21 protein-coding genes are annotated in these 19,455 nt (G+C 52.3%); 18 read left to right on the top strand and 3 right to left on the bottom strand.

Features of this window, described 5'->3' with window-relative positions; genetic code table 11:
• The first annotated feature begins 69 nt into the window (after positions 1–69).
• From G451_RS0117145 to G451_RS30010, 18 genes are all read left to right on the top strand, one after another.
• Complete coding sequence (locus tag G451_RS0117145) at positions 70–294, top strand: EscF/YscF/HrpA family type III secretion system needle major subunit (RefSeq protein WP_027185227.1); 225 nt, start codon at positions 70–72, stop codon at positions 292–294.
• A gap of 74 nt (positions 295–368) precedes the next feature.
• A complete protein-coding gene (locus tag G451_RS0117140) occupies positions 369–749 on the top strand; it encodes a tetratricopeptide repeat protein (RefSeq protein WP_027185226.1) in 381 nt (126 codons plus the stop codon).
• Positions 750–779: 30 nt separating this feature from the next.
• Positions 780–1,214, top strand: a complete 435-nt coding sequence (locus G451_RS0117135; RefSeq protein WP_027185225.1) for an EscI/YscI/HrpB family type III secretion system inner rod protein — start codon at positions 780–782, stop codon at positions 1,212–1,214.
• Positions 1,215–1,278: 64 nt separating this feature from the next.
• Positions 1,279–2,046: a type III secretion system inner membrane ring lipoprotein SctJ gene (gene sctJ / locus G451_RS30015; RefSeq protein WP_034642595.1), complete on the top strand. Its 768-nt coding sequence runs from the start codon at positions 1,279–1,281 to the stop codon at positions 2,044–2,046.
• Positions 2,039–2,776 (top strand): SctK family type III secretion system sorting platform protein, encoded by a 738-nt coding sequence (locus G451_RS0117125; protein WP_027185224.1) that lies wholly within the window; start codon positions 2,039–2,041, stop codon positions 2,774–2,776. The genes sctJ and G451_RS0117125 overlap by 8 nt, the downstream gene beginning before the upstream one ends.
• Entirely contained in the window at positions 2,755–3,378 is a 624-nt protein-coding gene (locus tag G451_RS0117120) for an HrpE/YscL family type III secretion apparatus protein (protein ID WP_027185223.1), read from the top strand. The genes G451_RS0117125 and G451_RS0117120 overlap by 22 nt, the downstream gene beginning before the upstream one ends.
• Positions 3,375–4,700, top strand: a complete 1,326-nt coding sequence (sctN, locus tag G451_RS0117115) for a type III secretion system ATPase SctN (protein ID WP_027185222.1) — start codon at positions 3,375–3,377, stop codon at positions 4,698–4,700. Before G451_RS0117120 ends, sctN begins: the two co-directional genes overlap by 4 nt.
• Positions 4,697–5,197 (top strand): type III secretion system stalk subunit SctO, encoded by a 501-nt coding sequence (sctO, locus tag G451_RS0117110; RefSeq protein ID WP_027185221.1) that lies wholly within the window; start codon positions 4,697–4,699, stop codon positions 5,195–5,197. Before sctN ends, sctO begins: the two co-directional genes overlap by 4 nt.
• A complete protein-coding gene (locus G451_RS0117105) occupies positions 5,194–6,600 on the top strand; it encodes a type III secretion HpaP family protein (RefSeq protein WP_027185220.1) in 1,407 nt (468 codons plus the stop codon). Before sctO ends, G451_RS0117105 begins: the two co-directional genes overlap by 4 nt.
• A gap of 20 nt (positions 6,601–6,620) precedes the next feature.
• Positions 6,621–7,850, top strand: coding sequence for a type III secretion system cytoplasmic ring protein SctQ (gene sctQ / locus G451_RS0117100; protein ID WP_027185219.1), 1,230 nt, complete (start codon positions 6,621–6,623; stop codon positions 7,848–7,850).
• A gap of 64 nt (positions 7,851–7,914) precedes the next feature.
• Positions 7,915–8,571: a type III secretion system export apparatus subunit SctR gene (sctR, locus tag G451_RS0117095; protein ID WP_027185218.1), complete on the top strand. Its 657-nt coding sequence runs from the start codon at positions 7,915–7,917 to the stop codon at positions 8,569–8,571.
• Between the two features lie 23 nt (positions 8,572–8,594).
• On the top strand, positions 8,595–8,861 hold the full coding sequence (gene sctS, locus G451_RS0117090; RefSeq protein ID WP_027185217.1) for a type III secretion system export apparatus subunit SctS: 267 nt from the start codon (positions 8,595–8,597) through the stop codon (positions 8,859–8,861).
• A gap of 30 nt (positions 8,862–8,891) precedes the next feature.
• Positions 8,892–9,692, top strand: coding sequence for a type III secretion system export apparatus subunit SctT (gene sctT / locus G451_RS0117085; protein ID WP_027185216.1), 801 nt, complete (start codon positions 8,892–8,894; stop codon positions 9,690–9,692).
• Positions 9,689–10,738, top strand: coding sequence for a type III secretion system export apparatus subunit SctU (gene sctU, locus G451_RS0117080; protein ID WP_027185215.1), 1,050 nt, complete (start codon positions 9,689–9,691; stop codon positions 10,736–10,738). The genes sctT and sctU overlap by 4 nt, the downstream gene beginning before the upstream one ends.
• A 21-nt stretch (positions 10,739–10,759) precedes the next feature.
• On the top strand, positions 10,760–11,167 hold the full coding sequence (locus tag G451_RS0117075) for a hypothetical protein (protein WP_027185214.1): 408 nt from the start codon (positions 10,760–10,762) through the stop codon (positions 11,165–11,167).
• A gap of 3 nt (positions 11,168–11,170) precedes the next feature.
• A complete protein-coding gene (locus tag G451_RS0117070) occupies positions 11,171–11,527 on the top strand; it encodes a tetratricopeptide repeat protein (protein ID WP_027185213.1) in 357 nt (118 codons plus the stop codon).
• Between the two features lie 2 nt (positions 11,528–11,529).
• Positions 11,530–13,635 carry a type III secretion system export apparatus subunit SctV gene (gene sctV / locus G451_RS0117065; RefSeq protein ID WP_051261611.1) on the top strand — a complete coding sequence of 702 codons (2,106 nt, stop codon included), beginning with the start codon at positions 11,530–11,532 and terminating at the stop codon, positions 13,633–13,635.
• Between the two features lie 50 nt (positions 13,636–13,685).
• Entirely contained in the window at positions 13,686–14,435 is a 750-nt protein-coding gene (locus G451_RS30010) for a HesA/MoeB/ThiF family protein (RefSeq protein WP_051261610.1), read from the top strand.
• Between the two features lie 84 nt (positions 14,436–14,519).
• Here G451_RS30010 and G451_RS0117055 read toward each other — a convergent pair whose 3' ends face one another.
• The 3 genes from G451_RS0117055 to G451_RS0117045 form a co-directional block, all read right to left on the bottom strand.
• Positions 14,520–16,703, bottom strand: a complete 2,184-nt coding sequence (locus G451_RS0117055) for a Nif11 family protein (RefSeq protein WP_027185211.1) — start codon at positions 16,701–16,703, stop codon at positions 14,520–14,522.
• 87 nt (positions 16,704–16,790) lie between these two features.
• A complete protein-coding gene (locus G451_RS33010) occupies positions 16,791–18,185 on the bottom strand; it encodes a TfuA-like protein (RefSeq protein WP_051261609.1) in 1,395 nt (464 codons plus the stop codon).
• Positions 18,182–19,420: a YcaO-like family protein gene (locus tag G451_RS0117045; RefSeq protein ID WP_027185210.1), complete on the bottom strand. Its 1,239-nt coding sequence runs from the start codon at positions 19,418–19,420 to the stop codon at positions 18,182–18,184. The genes G451_RS33010 and G451_RS0117045 overlap by 4 nt, the downstream gene beginning before the upstream one ends.
• Positions 19,421–19,455: the final 35 nt, after the last annotated feature.

Genomic DNA, 19,455 nt, shown 5'->3' with positions numbered 1-19,455 from the left:
TTTCGCAGTGCTTGAAGGTGGCTGAGGAGCTATTCTTCAATATCTGAGAGCAACTTAAGGGGGAGCATTATGTCATTGCTGGATCAGGTACAACAGTCTATGAGCAGTTCCGTGCAATCGCAGCAGGATCAGCTTGCCAGCGCGGCAAGCGAAAGCAGCTCAAACAACAGCCCGCAAGAGATGATGAAGCTACAGGAATCCGCTGATAACTATTCCATTTCAATGGAAATGGAGAGTGACTTGATGAAAACGATCACCTCTACGGAAAAGGCCATCGCCCAGAATATCCGATAAAAGTTGGCGACTTGCTTGGCGCATAGTTTGGGATAACTACCGGCTTCGTTAAAAGCCGCAGAGGAGGGGTTTCGATGGATTTTGACGCGAAATATTTGCAGCTCGCCGCTCACATAGGCTTTGCGGCCTCCCACGCTCGGCGTTACGATGAGGCGAAAACTATCTTCGAAGGGTTGCACGCCTTTCGACCGGAACAAGAAGGGCCAATTATTGGTCTTGCGTCCGTCTCCATGGCAAGGGGACATCATAAAGAGGCTGAACAAATGCTGGACAAAGAGATTTTGTCCAAAACACCGGACAGCCTTGGTGGCCGTACGTACAAAGGGATGTCTTTGGCCTTGCAGCGTCGTCCTGATGAAGCAAAAGTCATACTGGATTCCGTCATCAAGGACGATAGCAACGCTCCAGAGGCAAAGCTCGCAAAAGGGCTACTTGAATTCATCAATACGATGTAACTCTCATTTTTTTAAGCAAGCGAGGTCGTTATGGTTGGACCCGTTGCAAGTCAGATAAGCAAGGTTGCCCTGGAGCAAGCGAAAGATCACCTTGGCGACAAAACGCAAGATGCCGCAGAGAAGAGTGATGTATCACGCTTTGACCAGGCCATGAAGAAAGGGGATACCCACGGTATCCAACAAGGACAGCCACAGCCGTATCTGGAGACTCCTCATGATACGCCTCCCGGTGGGGTCAAAGGAACCACCGGCGATTCTATCCTGAATAAGCTCTCCCAGATGTCGGGAGAGTTCAGAAAGGAGGGACGACAGATCGTTCAGGATGTGGACAAGCCTGAACTTTCGGAGTCGGACCTGATCAAAGCACAGCTGGCGACTGCCAAGCTTACTACAGACGAAACCGTTACTTCCGAGACGGCCGGCAAAGTCGATAAGGGCGTGGAATCGTTACTCCGCGGCGATTAACGAAGACGTTGGGAACACAAAACGCAGGAGGTCGTGTGTCGCTGTCACAAAAGGGAAGGATGTGATGTCCCGGACCACTGGAAGGAAACATGTCTGCCTTGCGCTTATTGTTTTGGTCTGCCTGCTGCTGGCAGGCTGCAAGGTGGAGTTGTATTCCGACGTAGAAGAGCGCGAAGCCAACGAAATGCTCACCGCTCTGATGAGTTCTGGTGTGGATGCTACGAAAACAGCGACGAAAAAGGGCAAGTGGACGGTTATGGTTGAAGAGGCCGAGTTGCCTCGCGCGATGATGCTTTTAGAACAGAAAGGCTTGCCCAGACCCACGTACGAGAATGTAATCGAGGTGTTTAAACAACAGGGCATGATCTCTTCGCCTATGGTGGAGCAAGCCAAGTATATCTACGCTCTGTCCCAAGAGGTCGCTGCAACTATTGCAGACCTGGATGGTGTGCTTGTAGCCCGAGTGCATCTTGTATTGCCAAAAGTGGATGAAATAACTGAGAAACTCATCCCGGCATCTGCGTCGGTGTTCGTAAAATACGCGTATAGCGCGGATATTCCGGCGCGGGTGCATGATATTAAGAAGTTGGTCCAATTCTCCATCCCCGAGCTTTCGTTCGATAAAGTGTCTGTGTTCTTGTTTCCCAGCGATCAAGGACAATTGTTCCACCTCCCGCCGCCGATGGAGTACGTCAGTGTGCTGGGACTGCGTGTGCGACCGGGGGATGCTCCCATGGCCTGGGGGGTCTTCGGCACAGCGGCTTTATTTTTGGTTCTGACTGGGGTTCTCGCCGTTATCTTGCTGAAGATGCGGAGGAAAAGTGGTGCCTAACCATGTATGGAGTGCCATTCCTCCGCCGTGGGATACGTTGGGGCCTTTGGTTGTTGCGTTCAATATAGGTCTGACACCCCACATCAGCCAATACAGCAAACTTGCCAAAACGCTGTCGCGTGCAAACCTGCTTACAGTAATGAAGGCCTCGCCCAGAGGCGCGGCGCGGCTCAACAGACATCTTGATCTTCTCGTGGAAAGGGGAAGCGATGAAGAATCGCTGAGACCGTATTATGATTTTGAGGAGCATTGGACTCGTCTGGCGCTGCTTGATGTAGAGGAGATACTGCGCTTGGCATGCTTGTTTGGACTGGCCATCGACGCAAAAACAGTGGCCCGACGAGTGGATAAAGAAACCGTCATGGCGCTGAAACAGCGTTTCGGGAAGGACGCTTACATATTTGCGGTAAAACGGGCGGCGTTTCTTCCCTCTGGAGAGTTGGAGGAGGCGCGTGCTGTTCTTGGTGCTGCTGCTCCGACAAAAATCGGAGGAGAAGCTCTCTGTAATGCAATCGAGGAGCACGGCATGGCGGGGCTAAGGCTGTGCTTTCATGGTGCTCCGGCTCCATTGCTCTGGCGGCTCTCGCTGAAGCTGCCTCTCGACATTTTTCCCGTATCGGTGACGAGTACTTCCATAGAAGACTCAAACGCTGTTGCACGAATTCGTTCGTTATTTCTGAAAATTTGCTCCAAGGAGGTCGACCCGCGATGGGTGAGCTGTTTTTGTTAAAAGACATGCCGATCTTCACTGCCGGTCAAAAAGTGATCAAGGCCAAGGAGTTTGCCGAGGTCACGAATTCGAGCAAAATGCTTCGTCAGGCGCATGAGGAAGCCCAACGACTGCGGGATTCGGTTCAGGCTGAATTCGACAGGCAGAAGGCCGAAGGATTTAAGCAGGGCCAGGAAGAAGCCAAGGCGCAGGCAGCTGAGTTGATGATACAGTATACGGCCGACGCCATTAAGTATCTGCACTCGCTGGAGGATATTACTGTTGATTTGGTCATGGCCGCGCTAAACAAAATTTTAGGCCAAATGGACGACCGGGGTGTGGTACTCAAAATTGTGAAGCAGTCGTTGTATTACATCCAGGGACAGAAAAAAGCACGGTTGCACGTGCGACCTGAGGTGGCTCAAACCATTCGGGAAACGATCACCTCGTCAGAGTATCCTGGATTCGAAGTGATTGAGGTGATACCCGATGAACGGTTGAAGAAGGGAGATTGCCTGTTGGCTACTGAAGTTGGCCACGTTGATTGCAGCGTGGATACACAGCTTAAAGCTATACGCAAAGCTTTCGCCAACAGGTTACAAGAGGAGAAAAAGTCAGCATGAGCCTGGATACGTCCATATCTAGGACCCTAGAAGAAGCTCTCCAGGATGTCGATAGCGTGGAGGTGCGCGGCAAGGTCATCGAGGTGACGGGTACGATGATTAAGGCCATGGCGCCGAGAGTGAAAGTCGGTGAGCTTGTTTCGCTACGCAACCATTGGGAACCCGATTCAGAACTTAAGGCCGTCGTGGTGGGCTTTGCCCGTGACGCGGCGTTGCTCACCCCACTCGGCGATATTCACAAAGGTATCTCTTCATCCACCGAAGTTATCCCCTCCAACGATGTGCATAAAATTCCTGTGGGGCCGGGCGTCCTTGGGCGCGTACTCAACGGCCTCGGAGATCCCATAGACGGCGGAGAGCCTATTGAAGCGCTTGACCATTATCCTGTGTATGCCGATCCGCCGAACCCTATGATTCGTCGACGCATTGAACAACCAATGTCTATGGGAATCCGAGCGATCGATGGATTGTTAACCGTAGGCGAGGGCCAACGCATGGGAATTTTTGCCGCGGCTGGAGTTGGAAAGTCAACTCTGCTCGCCTGCCTGATCAAAGGGGCTCAGGCTGACGTAAACGTGTTGGCGCTCATTGGTGAACGCGGCCGTGAGGTTCGGGATTTCGTGGAGCGAGACTTAGGGCCAGAGGGCATGAAACGCACAGTGCTCGTGGTATCGACCTCGGACCGGGCATCTATGGAACGGCTGACCGCAGCATATACTGCAACAGCCTTGGCTGAGTATTTTCGTGATCAAGGGAAGTCCGTGCTTTTGATGATGGACTCGATTACGCGTTTTGGCCGAGCTTTGAGAGAAATTGGTCTGGCCTCGGGTGAGCCGCCGACACGCCGAGGATATCCGCCATCGGTCTTCGCCAGCTTGCCAAAGTTGATGGAGCGGGCTGGAACTTCGGATAAGGGTTCTATCACTGCCTTGTACACCGTGCTTGTAGAGGGCGACGATATGAACGAGCCTATCGCTGATGAAACACGCTCTATTCTGGACGGTCATATTATCTTGTCCCGCGACCTGGCAGCAGCGAACCATTACCCGGCCATTGACATTCTGGCCAGTACCAGCCGTTGCATGGGGGATGTCGTGACCAAAGAACACAAGACCATCGCCGGCAAAGTTCGTAGTTTAATGGCCAAGTATAATGAAATCAAATTGTTGCTGGAGATGGGTGAGTACAAGAAAGGCGCTGACGCAAAAGCTGACGAGGCTATCGACAAAATCGATATCATCAATACTTTTTTGAAGCAGGGCCTGGATGAGCGTTCTTCGTTTGACGAAACACTGGCTGGACTCAAACAACTTGTGGCATGAGCAAGTATCCGCTGGCAGCTTTACTGGAGGTGCGGGAACACAGAGAACGAGCAGCGTTTTCAGAGGTTGCCACGCGGCGGGTGGATGCCCAGGAGAAGCGGGAAGCGGTAGAAGCCCGGCGTAAAGAACTGGCGGATTACATCGAGTGGCGTGAACGTAAGGCGGAGTCGATGATGTCCGAGTTGACAGGAGGGCTGCATTCGCCAGACCATATTTTACGAGTGGTGAGTTACATCCAGGATCTTAAGCACGGCGATGCAGAATATCGGGATAAGGTCGCCCAGGCTGAAGACATCTTGCGCAAAGCCGAGATCGAAGTGGAAAAGGCCAAGGCGAAACGGCAAGCCTTGACCCAGGAAAAAGAGAAGCTGGAAAAGCATAAAGAAACGTGGCTCAATGAGGAAGCCAAGCGGCAGCTCCTTGCTGAAGAGGAAGAACTGGAAGATTTTACCAGCCGCTCCAGGGCTTCATTGTTTGATGGAGAGGACGCACTATGACCGACAAATTGAACGATGTTTCCATGTCGCATGAGTCTGCTCCGACATCCGAGGCCCAGCAGGTACCACGACGTCACGCATCGCATGAGCAGACCGACGAGTTCCATCGCGCTTTGCATCATGGTGAGCATGGAGAACATGGCGAAAAGTCACAGAGTGATGTGCATGACGACGACAGAGAGCAGAGGGGAGACATTCAATCCGTCGTCCAACCCGACGAGTTCCATGACGCTTTACATCACGGTGAACGTGGAGAACGTGGCAAAAAGTCACAGAGCGATGTACATGTCGGTGACAGAGAGCAGAAGGGAGAGACTCAATCCGTCCCCCAGCCACATGCGTTCAGCGACGTCTTGCATAATCGTGAACATGGAGAACGTGGTGAAAAGGCGCACGGCGATGCGCATGTCGGTGGCAGAGAGCAAAAGAGGGACAACCAAGCCGCCGCCAGACCCGACACACTCTTCCATGACGCCTTACACCATAGTGAGCATGGCGAACGTGACGAAAAGCTACAGAGTAATGCGCATATAGGTGACAGAAAACAAAAGTCTGACATTCAACCCGTCACTCATTTTAACGGTAAACCTGCAGTCGGGCGAGATATTGCCTCTAAACGGAAATTCGACGACAAGACGAAAGTCGGACAAAAGATCGATCATAAAAATGTGAAGGATTCCGGTGTCAGTATGGCTGACGCCATACTGAGCCATTTGGGCGGTAAGCCAATAAAGAAAGGCGTCGGAGACAAAGATCATTTTTGGGAGGCGAATTACAGTAAAGCAAAAGACGACGGTAAAGAAAAGCGAGTTGGCGACAAAGGCGCACAAGACGGATTGACTCGCCTTGTAGAGGAAAAAAAAAGCCTGGATCGGCGTGGAGATACGCTGCATGACTCGGACTCCAGGCAACAGCAACGAGATGAAAATGTGGTGGCTGGCAGCGTTCAGCAGCCACAAACACTAGGAGACAGGCTGCTTGATTCTCTTGGTGGAAGCCAGGAAGCTGGTCATACGGTCCAGAATGATCACGCAGGCATGGAGGCCCAGATTCAAGAAGTCTGCGACCGAGTACTTGTTTCTCATGAAGGTACGGCCACGGGGCACGAAGTGCGCATTCAACTGAAAGAAAATGTGATCCCTGGTACGGAGGTTCGCCTGCGCATGGAAGGTGGCAAGCTCTCCGTACAATTGGTGACCAACGACGCGCATTCCTACGCTATGCTCAACGAACTGGGGACGGATCTTGCGAGCCGGCTCAATGGCAAGTTGCCGGAGGATTGTGTGGTGCATGTGGAGATGGAGGACGGCAAGCAGCAGCAATTCGGCCAAAGTAACCATCAGGATCAGGGACGTTCCAAAGAACAACGCAACCTGTATGATGAAATGAACCACGACTCTTAGTAGGTGCAACCAATATTCCTATGCGATTTCTTCCTACCGGAACATCCTACACTGCTTTTGTGCCTCTCGCTATGTTGGAAAACGTCGCGGCGTGGAGAACACAATTTTTTGCCTCAGGTGGACGATTTTTTTTCCAATTGGGCGACGCGTCGCATATGTTGGCGTTCCAACCTTGTCAAACGAAAGCATGTGACCAAGATGCCCTAGTATACGCCAAAGTACGGCTAGGAGGAGTAGAACTGGAAGTTGCTCTGGACAAGCAGGGGTGGCTTAATCTTCTCACTTCGCTCCTCCCCACGGGGATTTCGCTGGAGGACGTCGATGCCTTTCCTCCAGCTATAACCGCAGCGCTGGCCGAGACGGCGCTCGACGGCATGCTTTCCGTCATTGAGCAGGCCACTGGCTTGCAAGCCGAGATCACAACTGTGAACATGGGAAGAAGCGACGACGTAGAAGGGGCAGAACCCTTATCCGGATGCCCAGTCGAATTGTTGCCATTTGAGCTTTGTCGCCAGGATAATCCTGATGATTCAGGGGCGGTGATGCTTCGTGGCGAGCTGCAAATTCCTTGCGATGCAACACCGATTTTCGATGCGCTGGCCGGGCTGGGAGCATCAAGTCGGTTTAGCCCATTAACGCCGCTTGAAGTTTTGAATCTTGACACACTGGTGTTTCCACTTGCTGTTGTTCTAGGACGCGTGCGGCTGGGCTTAACCGAAGTTCGAGATTTGGGGCCTGGTGATCTTGTACTGCCAGATGTCTTCTACCCTTATTCGGGAGATCAGGCCCAGGTGACAGTGGCTGGACGTTTGGCCCTGCCTGTTTCATGGTGCGATACGACAATAACCATCTTGGATACGACTATGACCGACATTTCCGATGAGAATTCTGACAAGCTGAGTCAGGAAGCATATGACGCGAATGAAGACGAAAGTACGAATTCAGAGGGGCAGGACACGCAACCCGAGGCGAGCGATGACACCACTTCGGATGCTGTACCAACGTCGAACGCTGGCCAGCTGGACGATCTACCCGTGGACATCACACTGGAGTTGGACGCTCAACGTGTGACTTTAGGACAGTTGAAGTCGCTACGGCCTGGCATGATATTGCAGACGCAAAAGAGCCTGAAAAATCCCATCACCCTCAAAGCCAATGGCAAGGCCGTGGCCGTGGGCGAGCTGGTGGACATTGAGGGCCGGGCAGCCGTTCGTATCTTGCGCGTGGGGAAAACAAAGATGAAAGGCTAAAACTGTGCCTATTGTACGATTCCGATATGTCCCATACGGACAATTCTCTTGAGGACGGTTGCGCATGTCAGTATTCGATCTTGGACCGGTAACCGTTATTGTCGTGCTTTCCGTGTTGGCGTTGTTGCCGTTTATTGCGGTCATGACGACTAGTTATGTAAAGCTGACGGTGGTGCTGTCGTTGTTGCGCAACGCTTTGGGGACGCAAGGGGTACCGTCAAACTTGGTGGTCAACGCATTCGCTATTGTTCTGACTCTGTTCATCATGGCCCCTATTTTTTCAGAAACGATTGATTTGGTGGAACAGAATGCGCCTCAAGAGTTCACCGGTGTGGAGTCCGTTCGGGGATTATTCGAAAAATCAAAAGGACCGTTTCAAGAATTTTTATACAAGTTTACTTCGTTGGAGACGCGCACGTTTTTCTACCGAGCGGCACATAAATTGTGGCCAAAGAAGCATGTGGAGGGATTGGGCAAGGATGCATTTTCCATTCTTATCCCCTCGTTCCTGGTCTGTGAACTCAAACGGGCGTTTGAGATTGGGTTGTTGCTTTATCTGCCATTTGTGGTGCTGGATTTGGTCATCGCGAATATCCTGATGGCCATGGGCATGATGATGGTACAACCATCGACCATTTCTATGCCCTTTAAATTGCTTTTGTTTGTCACGCTGGATGGCTGGACGCTGGTCACGCAGGGCCTCATCCTGAGTTATCAGTAAATAATAGTCGTGGGGGAACACCAATGGAATTTTATGGAGTGCATGCAACCACGCAGGCCATGACGTTAACGTTGTGGCTATCCATGCCGCCTATTATCGTCGCTATCATTGTGGGGTTGTGCGTGAGTCTCATTTTGGCGTTGACGCAAATTCAGGAGCAGACTCTGAGTTTCGGCGTCAAACTCGTAGCGGTTACCTTGTCGCTTATCGGTACGGCTATGTACCTGGGAGACGACCTCTACCAATTCGCGCACCACATGTTCATTATTTTTCCAGAAGTTACCCGCTAAGGTTAGCGAGAGGCAGAAAGAGGCCGCGACATGGAGATATCCCAAGAACTCATTACCGTGTTGCATCGGCTGGTGTTAGTGAGTGTGTTGGGCATGGCGCGTATGGTACCCATCTTTTCGATGGTTCCATACCTGGGCGGCAAGCTGGTTAATCAAGTTGTGCGTAATGCCATGATGCTGGGATTGGTACTCTTCATATTCCCGGCCATATCCGTCTCGGTTCCGGAAAACGCGAACTTTTCCTGGCATGTGCTGGGGTTGGCTGTCAAAGAAGTATGCATTGGATTGCTGATTGGATTTGAGCTGTCACTCTTTTTCTGGGCCGTGGAAGGCGCAGGCAAGGTGTTGGACAGCCAAAGGGAGCTGATGAGCGCCGGGACGCAAGACCCCATTTCCGGTGAGCAGACCAGCCCATTAGGAAGTCTACTGTTACACGTGGCGGTTGTGTATTTTGTCATGGCCGGTGGGTTGATGTCGTTTCTTACCATGCTTTTTGATAGTTACCGCGTGTGGCCTGTCTATTCTTTTTTCCCTGCGTTTGACGGCTCGGCGTTCGGCGACTTTCTCGCCGGCCAGTTACATCTTCTCTTTGAAATTTTGATCGTCGTGGCTGCGCCATTGTCTATCATGTTTTTTCTCTCTGATTTCGGCCTGGGGCTGGTGGCGAGGGTGGCTTCGCAATTGAATGTATTTCAAGTCTCTATGGCACTGAAGTCCGGCTTAGCGTCGGCGATTCTCATTGTCTACATGTTCTCGGTCTATTTTCATATCTGTGCCAAAGTGGCGAAGGAATACAAGCTTCCAACAATTCTGACGGAGGCGCTGAAATGAGCGAGAAAACCGAGAAACCAACCCCAAAGAAACTCCAGGACGCCAGAAAGAAAGGGCAGATTGCCAAAAGCCAAGACATCCGCACGGCGGCGGTCATGGCGGCGTCTATCTGTTATGTGTGGTTGGGGTGGGACTTTATGTATAAAGAATTCTCCGAGATGTTCCATTCCGTGTTTGAAGCCATGCAGCTCCCATTCCCCGAGAATGTAGAGTTCGCCGGTCCGGTGTGTCTCCGTGCATATACGTCTATCACCTACATGCTCTGCGGTGTGGTGATTGTGGCGTCATTGGCATCCGGCCTCGGACATGTTGGTTTTTTGCTGGTTTTCTCATCTATTGCGCCGGCACTCAAGAACGTGAATCCCACTGGATGGGTGAAAAAAGTATTTTCCATCAAGGGATTATTCCAGTTCTGCATGAGCATTCTGAAAACTCTTGGTCTTGGCGTGGTGCTGGGAGCGGTTATCTACAGCTCCCAGATGGATCTTTTTGACTTGAGTCACCGCGGAGTGGAAGGAATCTGGGCTTTCTCCCAATCCGTGCTTTGGACAGTAGGGGCATGTGCTATCCTGCTTTTTGTTCTGTTTGCAGTTATTGATTTTCTGTTTCAGAAACAGCAGATGACAAAACAATTGATGATGTCCAAGGACGAGGTGAAACGCGAGTACAAAGAGCAGGAAGGCGACCCTGAGATCAAAGCTAAACGCAGACAAATGGCCCAGGAAATCGCAATGTCCGACGCCAGTGCCCAGGTGCGCAAGTCCTCGGTTCTTGTTACGAACCCAGAGCATTTGGCTATCGCTTTGCGGTATAACGAAGGGAAGGATGATCTGCCGGTCGTTATGGCCAAAGGAAAAGGACTCATCGCGCGCCGTATGCGAGAGGTTGCTGAAGAGGAGGGGATTCCTATAATGCAAAATGTACCCTTGGCGCACGATTTGTATGAGCAAGGCCGGGTTATGGACTACATCCCCTCAGATTTGATTGAGCCTGTTGCAGAGGTGCTGGTGTGGGTCCGGGAAATAGCCGCTAAACATGGTGGATAATAAGGGGAGAAGGAGTGAATCATGCCTGACTCCATACGGGGACCCGGCGGGGGAAATCTCTATGCGCCTCAACGTGCTAAAGCCGACGGAACAGCCATTTCGCGAGATGTCTCGAAACTTGAAGGTACAGAGGCAAAGACGCTTTCTGGCATTACCTCCGGCAAGCTCGCCTCTGGCGAGACATCCTTGCGAGAAATGTACGGACCTAGCTTAAGCGGTGAGGTAGACCGTTTTTTGGCTCCGCCGGATTTTGATGCGGAAATATATACCCCTGCGGGCTTTTCCAAGGGATTGTCCAATGCATTGGAAGGTATGCAAAACGTGCAGGAGAAATCCGAGAAGGTGCGTACGGCCGTGGCGTTGTTGCACGTGGATTCCGAGCTTAAAGACGCGCTGCATTATATGCGCACTCTTGTGCAGCGAGGGTAATTCATGGACGTCCAAGGGGTGAACGCACTGAAATTGCTTGGTTACGCATACGCCACAAACGGCAAGGTGGAGGAAGCGATCATGGTCCATGAGGCACTGGAGGCGTTGCCAGCGTTGGACCCCACGATTGATCGAGAACTTGAGGTGTACGCCGCCAGGCGATTGGCCTGGCTGTACGTCAAATCTGGACGCTATGCCGATGCCGTGCCCAAAGCGCAATTTTTTCTGCAACGGGCGGATAATGACAGTGACCGAGCCATGAGCTGGTTGGCTTTGGCTCATGCCTATCGTGCGCTGGGTCAAGACCCTGAAGCCGACGACGCCGTGAAGCGTTTTCTTTCCCTACGAGGCAGGGGCTAGGCATGGCGAATAAGCTCGAAATGTTGGCTAAGAACGCGAGCCAATTTAATGATATTCTGCTGGTTCTTCTTCTGACGGCTATCATCGGCCTGATGATTCTGCCGGCACCAACGCCGCTCCTAGACACACTCATTGCAGTGAATATGTCCATTTCAGTCATTTTACTGCTCATCTCCAATTATATTACGTCACCGCTCGCCTTTTCCGTGTTTCCAACATTGCTGCTGTTTACCACGCTCTTCAAACTGTCGCTAAACGTCGCCAGCACACGGCTCATTTTACTGCAAGCCGACGCCGGAAAGATTATTCAAACATTCGGTGAATTCGTGGTGGGGGGGAATTTCGTCGTTGGTGTGGTGGTATTCTTAGTATTAACCGTGGTGCAGTTCATTGTGTTGGCCAAGGGCGCTGAGCGTGTGGCCGAAGTCAGTGCGCGCTTCACGTTGGACGCCATGCCCGGTAAGCAAATGTCCATCGATGCGGACATGCGCTCCGGGGCAATCGACATGGCCGAGGCAAGGCGGCTTCGCGAGCGAGTGGGGAAGGAGAGCCAGTTTTTTGGGGCTATGGACGGCGCGATGAAGTTCGTCAAAGGTGATGCCATTGCCGCAATTCTCATCGTCGGAGTGAATATTATTGGTGGCCTGACTATCGGGATTACGCAGCATGGTATGTCTGCTGAGGAAGCGTTAACCACGTACTCCATTTTGAGTATCGGTGACGGGCTTGTTTCTCAAATTCCGGCAATTTTCATCTGTATTACAGCAGGAACAATCGTCACCCGCGTTACTACCGAGGATTCCAGCAGCCTAGGGAGCGATATTGGGCGACAGATTCTGAACCAGCCCAAGGCGTTGCTCATTGGCGGCGGGTTATTGCTGCTCATGGGACTCATCCCGGGCTTTCCCAAAATCCAGTTTTTTATTCTTGCGACAATTTTTGGTTACATTGGGTATCATTTGTTGAAGGTGAAAAAAATGCCGATAAAGCAAACTGCCGAGGAAGCACTCTCCAAAACGATGTCCTCGGCGACGCAGCCTGACAGTGCCAAAAAAGAGAAACCCGGCGAAGAAAGTGAAGAAGACGAAGAGGAGCCGATAACAGCTCCATTGTTGGTGTTCGCATCATCGAATCTCTTAAGCTGTTTTTCCGCCGAAGACTTGAATCAGGAGTTGCGACGCCTGCGTAAAACTTTATTTTTGGATCTGGGCGTACCATTTCCAGGCATCAACTTCGACTTCGCCGACACCATGGAGCCCAACAGTTATGTATTGATGATCAACGAAATCCCCATGGCTCGGGGAATTCTCAAACCAGACAAGGTCTTTGTACGAGAAAGCGCAGAACATTTGCGTGCCATGGGCTTTCAGTTCGAGGAAGCTGAACGGTTTCTACCGGGCATCGAAACGATTTGGGTGGATCAAGCCAAAGCACCGTTGTTAGACAAAGCGGGCTTCTCGCATTTGACGCCACCGCAAGTGTTGTCGTTGCATCTGTCACTCCTGTTGACCAAGTATGCGGATGAGTTCGTAGGCATGCAGGTCACAAAATTCACCCTGAATAAGGTGGAAAAATATTATCCCGACCTCTGTCGGGAGGCGCAACGTGTCGTGCCCGTGCCCAAAATGTCTGAGATTTTTCAGAGGCTGGTGCAAGAGGGAGTGTCCATCCGCGACATGAACACCGTACTGGAGGCCCTGGTAGAATGGGGGGGCAAGGAAAAAGACGTGATCATGCTCACTGAGTACGTCCGTTCCTCGCTCAAACGACAAATTAGTTATCGTTATACAGGGGGGCAGAACATCCTTTCGGCGTATATTTTGGACCCGGGCGTGGAGGAAACCGTCCGTGATGCCATTCGTCAGACCTCCACAGGGTCGTTTCTGGCACTGCCGCCGGACACGTCCAAGGCGTTGGTAGACGCAGTTGTAGATAATGTGGGTGATCTGACCGGCGTGAATCCCACCCCTGTATTGCTAACGTCGTTGGACATTCGTCGTTTCGTTCGTAAGCTCATTGAAGCCACGCTCTACGAACTGCCCGTGCTTTCTTATCAGGAACTCACGGCTGAGGTGGTAGTGCAGCCCGTTGGACGCATTACCTTGTGACACCAGAGCTATCGACACAAGATTTGAAATCACGAAGAGAGTCTTTGGACATGACACAACGGTATAAGCGCCAGATTGAACTGGCAGGCTTCGGTATCGACGCGCAATCCCGGTTGGCGCGGGCGAGTGCGATGGTTGTCGGTGTGGGGGCGATAGGTTCTGTGGCGGCAATGCGGCTTGCTGCCGCCGGAGTCGGTCGTCTTGTGCTGGTGGACCACGACCAGGTAGAACTCTCCAACCTGCACCGCCAGACGTACTTCACCATGGACGACTTGGGCGTGAACAAAGCCAAAGCATTGGCACGACGCATTCACGATTTGAATCCGTCTGTGAAGATTGATCCATATGCCGTTTGTGCTGACGCGGCTTTGGCCACCGAGTTAGCCACAGATTGTGACGTCATCATCGACGGAGTCGACGACTTTGCGTTTAAGCTTCAGTTAGGGGACATCGCCAGTGCGGCAGATGTACCGTACGTCTTTGGCGGCGCCAGCGGCTACCTGGCGGTAGTGTCAACGGTGTTTCCCAGGCAGACGCCATGTTTACGCTGTCATTTCAAAAGAGAGATGCCGCCCCCTCCTCATGGAGTATTGGGACCATTACCAGGTGTGACGGGGAGTCTCCAAGCGTGCGAGGCGATCAAAGTCGTTACCGGAGTGGGGAGGCCACTTGTTAAGACGTTGCAGCTCTTCAACATCCTCTCGGGGACGGTGGAGTGCAAACCCTTCTCCCCATGGGATGAATGCCCGAGGTGCAATCACGACGTCGTGCGAGGTGATAATAACCTGAACCAGCCATAGGTATAAACGGCGCGACGACTCTTCAGGTGTTGGTTCAGAATTTCCTGTGAACGCGTTGCAAATCGTCCATTCTTCCTACGTTTATTATGCCGCGGCAGCAGCTGCCACGTCACCCACGACCTCGCCGACCACGTCTCCCACAATTTCTCCAGCAGCTTCGGCCGCGACTTCGGCGGTTTCTTCCGCGACATCTTCGGCCACATCTTCACCCACGTCTTCCGCTACGTCTTCGCCCACATCCTCAGCAGTGTCCACGGACTTTCCTTCAGAGGATTCCGAAAAGTTAACGTCGGAATTATCAGCGGCGCGGGAGGCCTGTTTGATCTGAGCGTAAGCGGCTCCACTTCCGCCAGAGGGACCGCCCCCTCCACCGCCCAGGCCACCGCCCACGTCGTCCCAGTCGCTGTCATCGTCACTTTCGTCAGAGCCGCCGCTGTCGTTGGTCGAAGCTTCTTTGTTCTGCTTGGCGACTTTTTTGACAGCTTCTATAAGTAGTTTCACAATCTGTGGTTGTCCTTTTTGAGTCACTGCTTCAGTTGCTTTAAGTGCTTTGCTGAGCGCCGAAGTGGGCTTGTCGCCGGCACTGAGTGACTTTTTGTAGGCATCCATGAATGTCGTGACGCCTTGTTCGCCTGTATACTTGTCGATGGCTGCAAGGTAATTCTTGAGGTAACCATAGGTGGCGGCGGCTTCATTGACGATCGCTTGCCCAGCCACAACAGGATTTTCATGTTTGCCCATAGCTTTTTGCGTCACGTTATCAAAAACCGAGGCGGCTTGGGAGTAACTCATACCCATAGTGTGTTGCATGTTTTCGAATCGGACACGCTGGTCCATAAGTGTGGCAGCCTTGCTGAAGCTGACGTTTCCCACCAGGTTGTTCATGCCACTTTCCCAGTCTTTGAGGGCGGTATCCGGCGTAACGCCTTGCTTGATTTTGGCGGCGATGTACGTTCCAGCTTGCATCATCAGCTGGCTGGCTTTGCCAGGTTTGATGCCGTAATTGATCAGCCATTTGAAGCCTTGAGCATAGAGCTGTGGGTTTGTATAAGACGAAGAACTCTCAGCCGCCATGGTTTTGTCTACCTCGGCGCAGAACACGCCCTTACCCGCGATGTATTGCATGGCTTGGGTGTAGGTGAAGTCTGTGGCTTTCTGCTCTTGCTTCACTTCATCGTCCACACTGGTGTACAAGGAGTTCATTGAACTCCAAGTGATGTTTTCTCCTTTGGTTATTTTGCTGGACATGGCGATCATGAAATAGGCGGTGTCCTCACCGGCTTTGGTGTAATCCTTGGCGGTTGGGTTCCCTTTGGCCGGGAGGAATTTTTCTTCTGCTGTCATGGCATAATCGAGCATTTTGTTCATACTTGTCTGGGATAATCCTTTTTCCAGCCCTGTTTTGCCCACGATGCCGACGATCTGATAAATTTCGTTGTTGGGGAATCCCGAGCCTTGCATGTTCTCTATCATCGTCTGGACGTCCAGACTGGCCTGTTTGGCAGATACACCATCCTTTTCCAGAGCCTTGATCATATCATGTCGTCCTGTGACGATTTGGTTCGACTTGGATGTGACTTCTTCCATAGCCTGGACAGGATTAAGATTATTCGCTCCCTCAGGTTGATTCTTGGCCAAAATGGCTTGGCACTGTTTATCAACATCAGCCGTGCATGACTTGCGTAAGCTCTTCACCTGGGTTGGCGTCATCTTGCCGCTGGCCTGTGAAGACATCTGGTCCAGGACAGCCTGTTGTTTTAGTTGTACGTACTCAGCGGCTTGCTCAGGCGTCATTCCTTGCGTTTCCGCTCGTTGTATCTCGCTGTCGACCTGAGTTTTGGCTTTTTTTTCGGATAAGCCACTGAGCTGGGCCAGGTTGATGGCTGAAGATTTGTAGTCCTGAATCTCGGTTTTTTGCTCCGGTGTCGGCGTTGGTTGGGCCGTTTTGGAAGTCTGAGGTGCTTTTGTCGATGCCGGAAGGTCGGGAATACTGTAAGGGACGAACCCGCCCACAGCTACATCTTCACTAGCATTCAGTTTCTTGAGCAGGTCGGGACGATTCCGCAAGCTGACTTTTTCAGAGTATCCCTGCAAGGCATTCTTAATGTGACTCGTCGCGTCCTGCAGATGCATTTGATTACAGGGAAAGCCACTTTCGTTGGCCAATTGGGCAAGGTGCTCTCCAGACGGTGCCTGTTCGACTTTATTCCAAAGTGAAGGGTCCTGTACCGCCTGGTGTATGAAATTCATTGCATTTCCAAAGGACATAATCGCCTCTTGTTCCGACTGTGCGTGAATATAATATGCCAGGACAAATTGTGGTCACATGGCATAATAATGAAAATTCTGTAAAAATTACATCGAATACGTATTCTCGTCCAGTGTATCTGAACTATCTGTACTTTTGTTTTGGTTGAAAAGTCTATGCAGAACGGAAAACTTGCGTATCCACGATCGCCATAAACCTACCACGATACTTGCAGCGGGCACTCCGCATTCGTTGAGCCATGTAGCAGGAGAAACCGCCAAAGGGCGACCACGTAGCGAGAAGTGCTCTCGCAAGGCTGCGTCGATTCCTGTACTATCCAGAAGAAACGCTTCGTCGTCGTTCTGAGGAAGCCGTTCCACCGCCGCTTTTTCGCGGGCCGCGGAATCAGCCAGTTCGGGGTAGACCCCAGCGATACGGAATTGATTGATGAGTGCACGTACACCGGCAAAAGGGCGTTTTGCCCCCGTAAACCATGCCTGCATTTTGCGACATATTGCGAGTTCCTGTATCAATTCATCAAACTCGTCTTGCCGCATGTTATTTTCTCGCAACCATGTTGCGTAGTCGTCCTGAGAGACCCCTCGTTCAGCCCAAAAACGTTGTCCCTCCAGTTGAATCTCCGCGGTTGTGGCTATGACGCCGAAGTGTTCAGCGAGCATGACAGTGACCCCCTGGTTGAAGGCACTTTGTGCCAGATGACCACAGCGGTTGTCGTTGAGAGCGGCATGGGCCGCGATCTCTGTGAATGAGACGTCGGCAGACTCGCGGGTCGCTTGGGCGAATTTGTCAGCGTCGAACAGTCTGACTTGACTACGGGAGCGGGGAGTTGGACTGGTTCTGTGTGGTCGCTCTTGATTTACGAGAGTAAGCGCTTCTCTGGTGTCCGAGGCTAGGATATCAACATAGTTATGGCGAAGGATCGTGTCGAGTGTGGTTGCGGCCGTGTTGTAGAGCCCGGCAGCTACTGCTGCCGATATCACGCCTTTGCGACTGCGGGCACGAAAGTTCAGTTTTTCGGCGGCAGACAGGATGAGTTCTCGCTCTTGCAAAGAGAGCGAAGTCGTCTCCGCAAGGGTTTGGCGTAGATTGACCATGGGTTCGGATAATCGTGGGAAACCTTCTTCTTCTGGACCAAAAGCGCAGGCAACAAAGTCCTCGTCAATGAGTCGGCCTGCTCTCACGCTTTTGAAGACCTGGCCGACACCACACATGCCTAGTGCATGGAGTTCGGCTGCAAGGAATGCCCCGGTTGCACCGGCACCATAGACTGCAACTCCTGCCTCGATAGCCTGAACCAATTCCGCTCCCCAAGGTACAAAGCGTTCCGGGTCGCAGTCGATGAGCACGATGGCATCGGGAGGATGGTTCTGCAGCAGCGTGAGGATATCACCTTGTCCGGCCGGAGGGAGAAAAGTGGCGTCGAGGAGGGTGTGGGCCTCGTCCCGTGGCAGACTCGGGCCAAGAAAGACATAATAATTCATTGCTGCTGTCCGTTGGCATATTGCTTCGACCGTTTACCAAAGCGGCAGAAACTAAATTCATATAACCCTTCCAGTCCTGGGGTCAGCGCCCGCACGACACATGTCTGCATTCCGGGAAGCGTCATATCGAAAAGCAGGACTCGCTCAACCCCTACACTCTGTAGCCGGTGGAGACAGATATTCAGGTCACCGTGGAAGCTATCCGTAGAACAATCGGACCACGCTCGGGGCGAGGCCATCTCGGGTGCATCCTCCAAGGCGGAGAAATACGTGGAGAAGTCCTGACACGTTTTCATGGTTTGCCAATCCGAGCCTCGGGTCATACGTGTGCCGAGATTGTTTTCGGCAGCACCGAGCACAGCCTCGGTTGTCGCACGAAGCATCGCCACCCGAGGGTTCAGACTGGCACCAAAACCTTGCGCGATCATCGGCGGTCGTCGGGTCTGGTCAAAAATACAGGCCGTATAGATTGGGACTTCGGTATCTACTGTGCAATCGAAAAGCGCCACGTTTGCATCATGTTGGCGTATGCGCTCAATGACCGACTGAAGCATTGTGTCGTCAATGTCGGCGAGCCGGATTCGGCGTAACGGAAAGCGGGAGCCGTTCTTGAGGGAGAGATATTTGTGGAGTTTGAGACCGTCACGTTCAATGAGCTCCAAAAGGGCTTGGCATGCAGCTTCGGCAAGGACGACGCCCGCGGCTAAACCGTTTGTTGAGGACTCGAATGCGCCAAGGGAGCCCGGCCGTCTGTACGCGCCGAACACGATCAGGTCTACGGGAACGGGGACTTCTTCCTGATTGACGATGTCCCAACCAAGACCCCACTCGATCTCCAGATCTTGATGAAAGAACGATTGTTTGCTGAGCAGGAGTTGGTCGATCCTGATCATAGGATAGGATTGGCTCAGTTCACGATATGAAGCCCGAAGGAGGGGGCCACTGTAGATCTCGCCGGCGGCGCGCTCTATCGCTTCCATTCCGGCCGACGCCATCGCCTGGTCCCGTGAAAGTCCTTTGCCAAGGGCAGGACCGGGATTGATTCCTTGTGGACGGTACGCTGCGGCGCACGGCACGCCCAGCCCGGCGTATCCTGTGAGAAATCCGCGGCGAGTGACGCCTATTTGCCTCAAGTCTTTTTCCAATATGGACAGGACTTCGGCCGTCTCTGCGTATCGCGGCGTGGAGCCAAACCAGCGCTTCGCGGCCGTATATTTTTTCCCCCTAAACAGCATGCCTCCGTCCTTCACCCTGGAGAACCCCTTATTTC

This window comes from Desulfovibrio inopinatus DSM 10711, from assembly GCF_000429305.1.
Classification (GTDB): Bacteria; Desulfobacterota; Desulfovibrionia; order Desulfovibrionales; family Desulfovibrionaceae; genus Alteridesulfovibrio; species Alteridesulfovibrio inopinatus.
Note: the sequence above shows the minus strand (reverse complement) of the source record. Positions and strands in the feature narration are given on the sequence as shown.

What these genes read in the sequence shown, in the direction of transcription:
- G451_RS0117145 (WP_027185227.1), top strand. Translation starts at nt 70, where the DNA reads ATGTCATTGCTGGATCAGGTACAACAGTCTATGAGCAGTTCCGTGCAA.
- G451_RS0117140 (WP_027185226.1), top strand. Translation starts at nt 369, where the DNA reads ATGGATTTTGACGCGAAATATTTGCAGCTCGCCGCTCACATAGGCTTT.
- G451_RS0117135 (WP_027185225.1), top strand. Translation starts at nt 780, where the DNA reads ATGGTTGGACCCGTTGCAAGTCAGATAAGCAAGGTTGCCCTGGAGCAA.
- sctJ (WP_034642595.1), top strand. Translation starts at nt 1,279, where the DNA reads ATGTCCCGGACCACTGGAAGGAAACATGTCTGCCTTGCGCTTATTGTT.
- G451_RS0117120 (WP_027185223.1), top strand. Translation starts at nt 2,755, where the DNA reads ATGGGTGAGCTGTTTTTGTTAAAAGACATGCCGATCTTCACTGCCGGT.
- sctN (WP_027185222.1), top strand. Translation starts at nt 3,375, where the DNA reads ATGAGCCTGGATACGTCCATATCTAGGACCCTAGAAGAAGCTCTCCAG.
- sctO (WP_027185221.1), top strand. Translation starts at nt 4,697, where the DNA reads ATGAGCAAGTATCCGCTGGCAGCTTTACTGGAGGTGCGGGAACACAGA.
- G451_RS0117105 (WP_027185220.1), top strand. Translation starts at nt 5,194, where the DNA reads ATGACCGACAAATTGAACGATGTTTCCATGTCGCATGAGTCTGCTCCG.
- sctQ (WP_027185219.1), top strand. Translation starts at nt 6,621, where the DNA reads ATGCGATTTCTTCCTACCGGAACATCCTACACTGCTTTTGTGCCTCTC.
- sctR (WP_027185218.1), top strand. Translation starts at nt 7,915, where the DNA reads ATGTCAGTATTCGATCTTGGACCGGTAACCGTTATTGTCGTGCTTTCC.
- sctS (WP_027185217.1), top strand. Translation starts at nt 8,595, where the DNA reads ATGGAATTTTATGGAGTGCATGCAACCACGCAGGCCATGACGTTAACG.
- sctT (WP_027185216.1), top strand. Translation starts at nt 8,892, where the DNA reads ATGGAGATATCCCAAGAACTCATTACCGTGTTGCATCGGCTGGTGTTA.
- sctU (WP_027185215.1), top strand. Translation starts at nt 9,689, where the DNA reads ATGAGCGAGAAAACCGAGAAACCAACCCCAAAGAAACTCCAGGACGCC.
- G451_RS0117075 (WP_027185214.1), top strand. Translation starts at nt 10,760, where the DNA reads ATGCCTGACTCCATACGGGGACCCGGCGGGGGAAATCTCTATGCGCCT.
- G451_RS0117070 (WP_027185213.1), top strand. Translation starts at nt 11,171, where the DNA reads ATGGACGTCCAAGGGGTGAACGCACTGAAATTGCTTGGTTACGCATAC.
- sctV (WP_051261611.1), top strand. Translation starts at nt 11,530, where the DNA reads ATGGCGAATAAGCTCGAAATGTTGGCTAAGAACGCGAGCCAATTTAAT.
- G451_RS30010 (WP_051261610.1), top strand. Translation starts at nt 13,686, where the DNA reads ATGACACAACGGTATAAGCGCCAGATTGAACTGGCAGGCTTCGGTATC.
- G451_RS0117055 (WP_027185211.1), bottom strand. Translation starts at nt 16,703, where the DNA reads ATGTCCTTTGGAAATGCAATGAATTTCATACACCAGGCGGTACAGGAC.
- G451_RS33010 (WP_051261609.1), bottom strand. Translation starts at nt 18,185, where the DNA reads ATGAATTATTATGTCTTTCTTGGCCCGAGTCTGCCACGGGACGAGGCC.
- G451_RS0117045 (WP_027185210.1), bottom strand. Translation starts at nt 19,420, where the DNA reads ATGCTGTTTAGGGGGAAAAAATATACGGCCGCGAAGCGCTGGTTTGGC.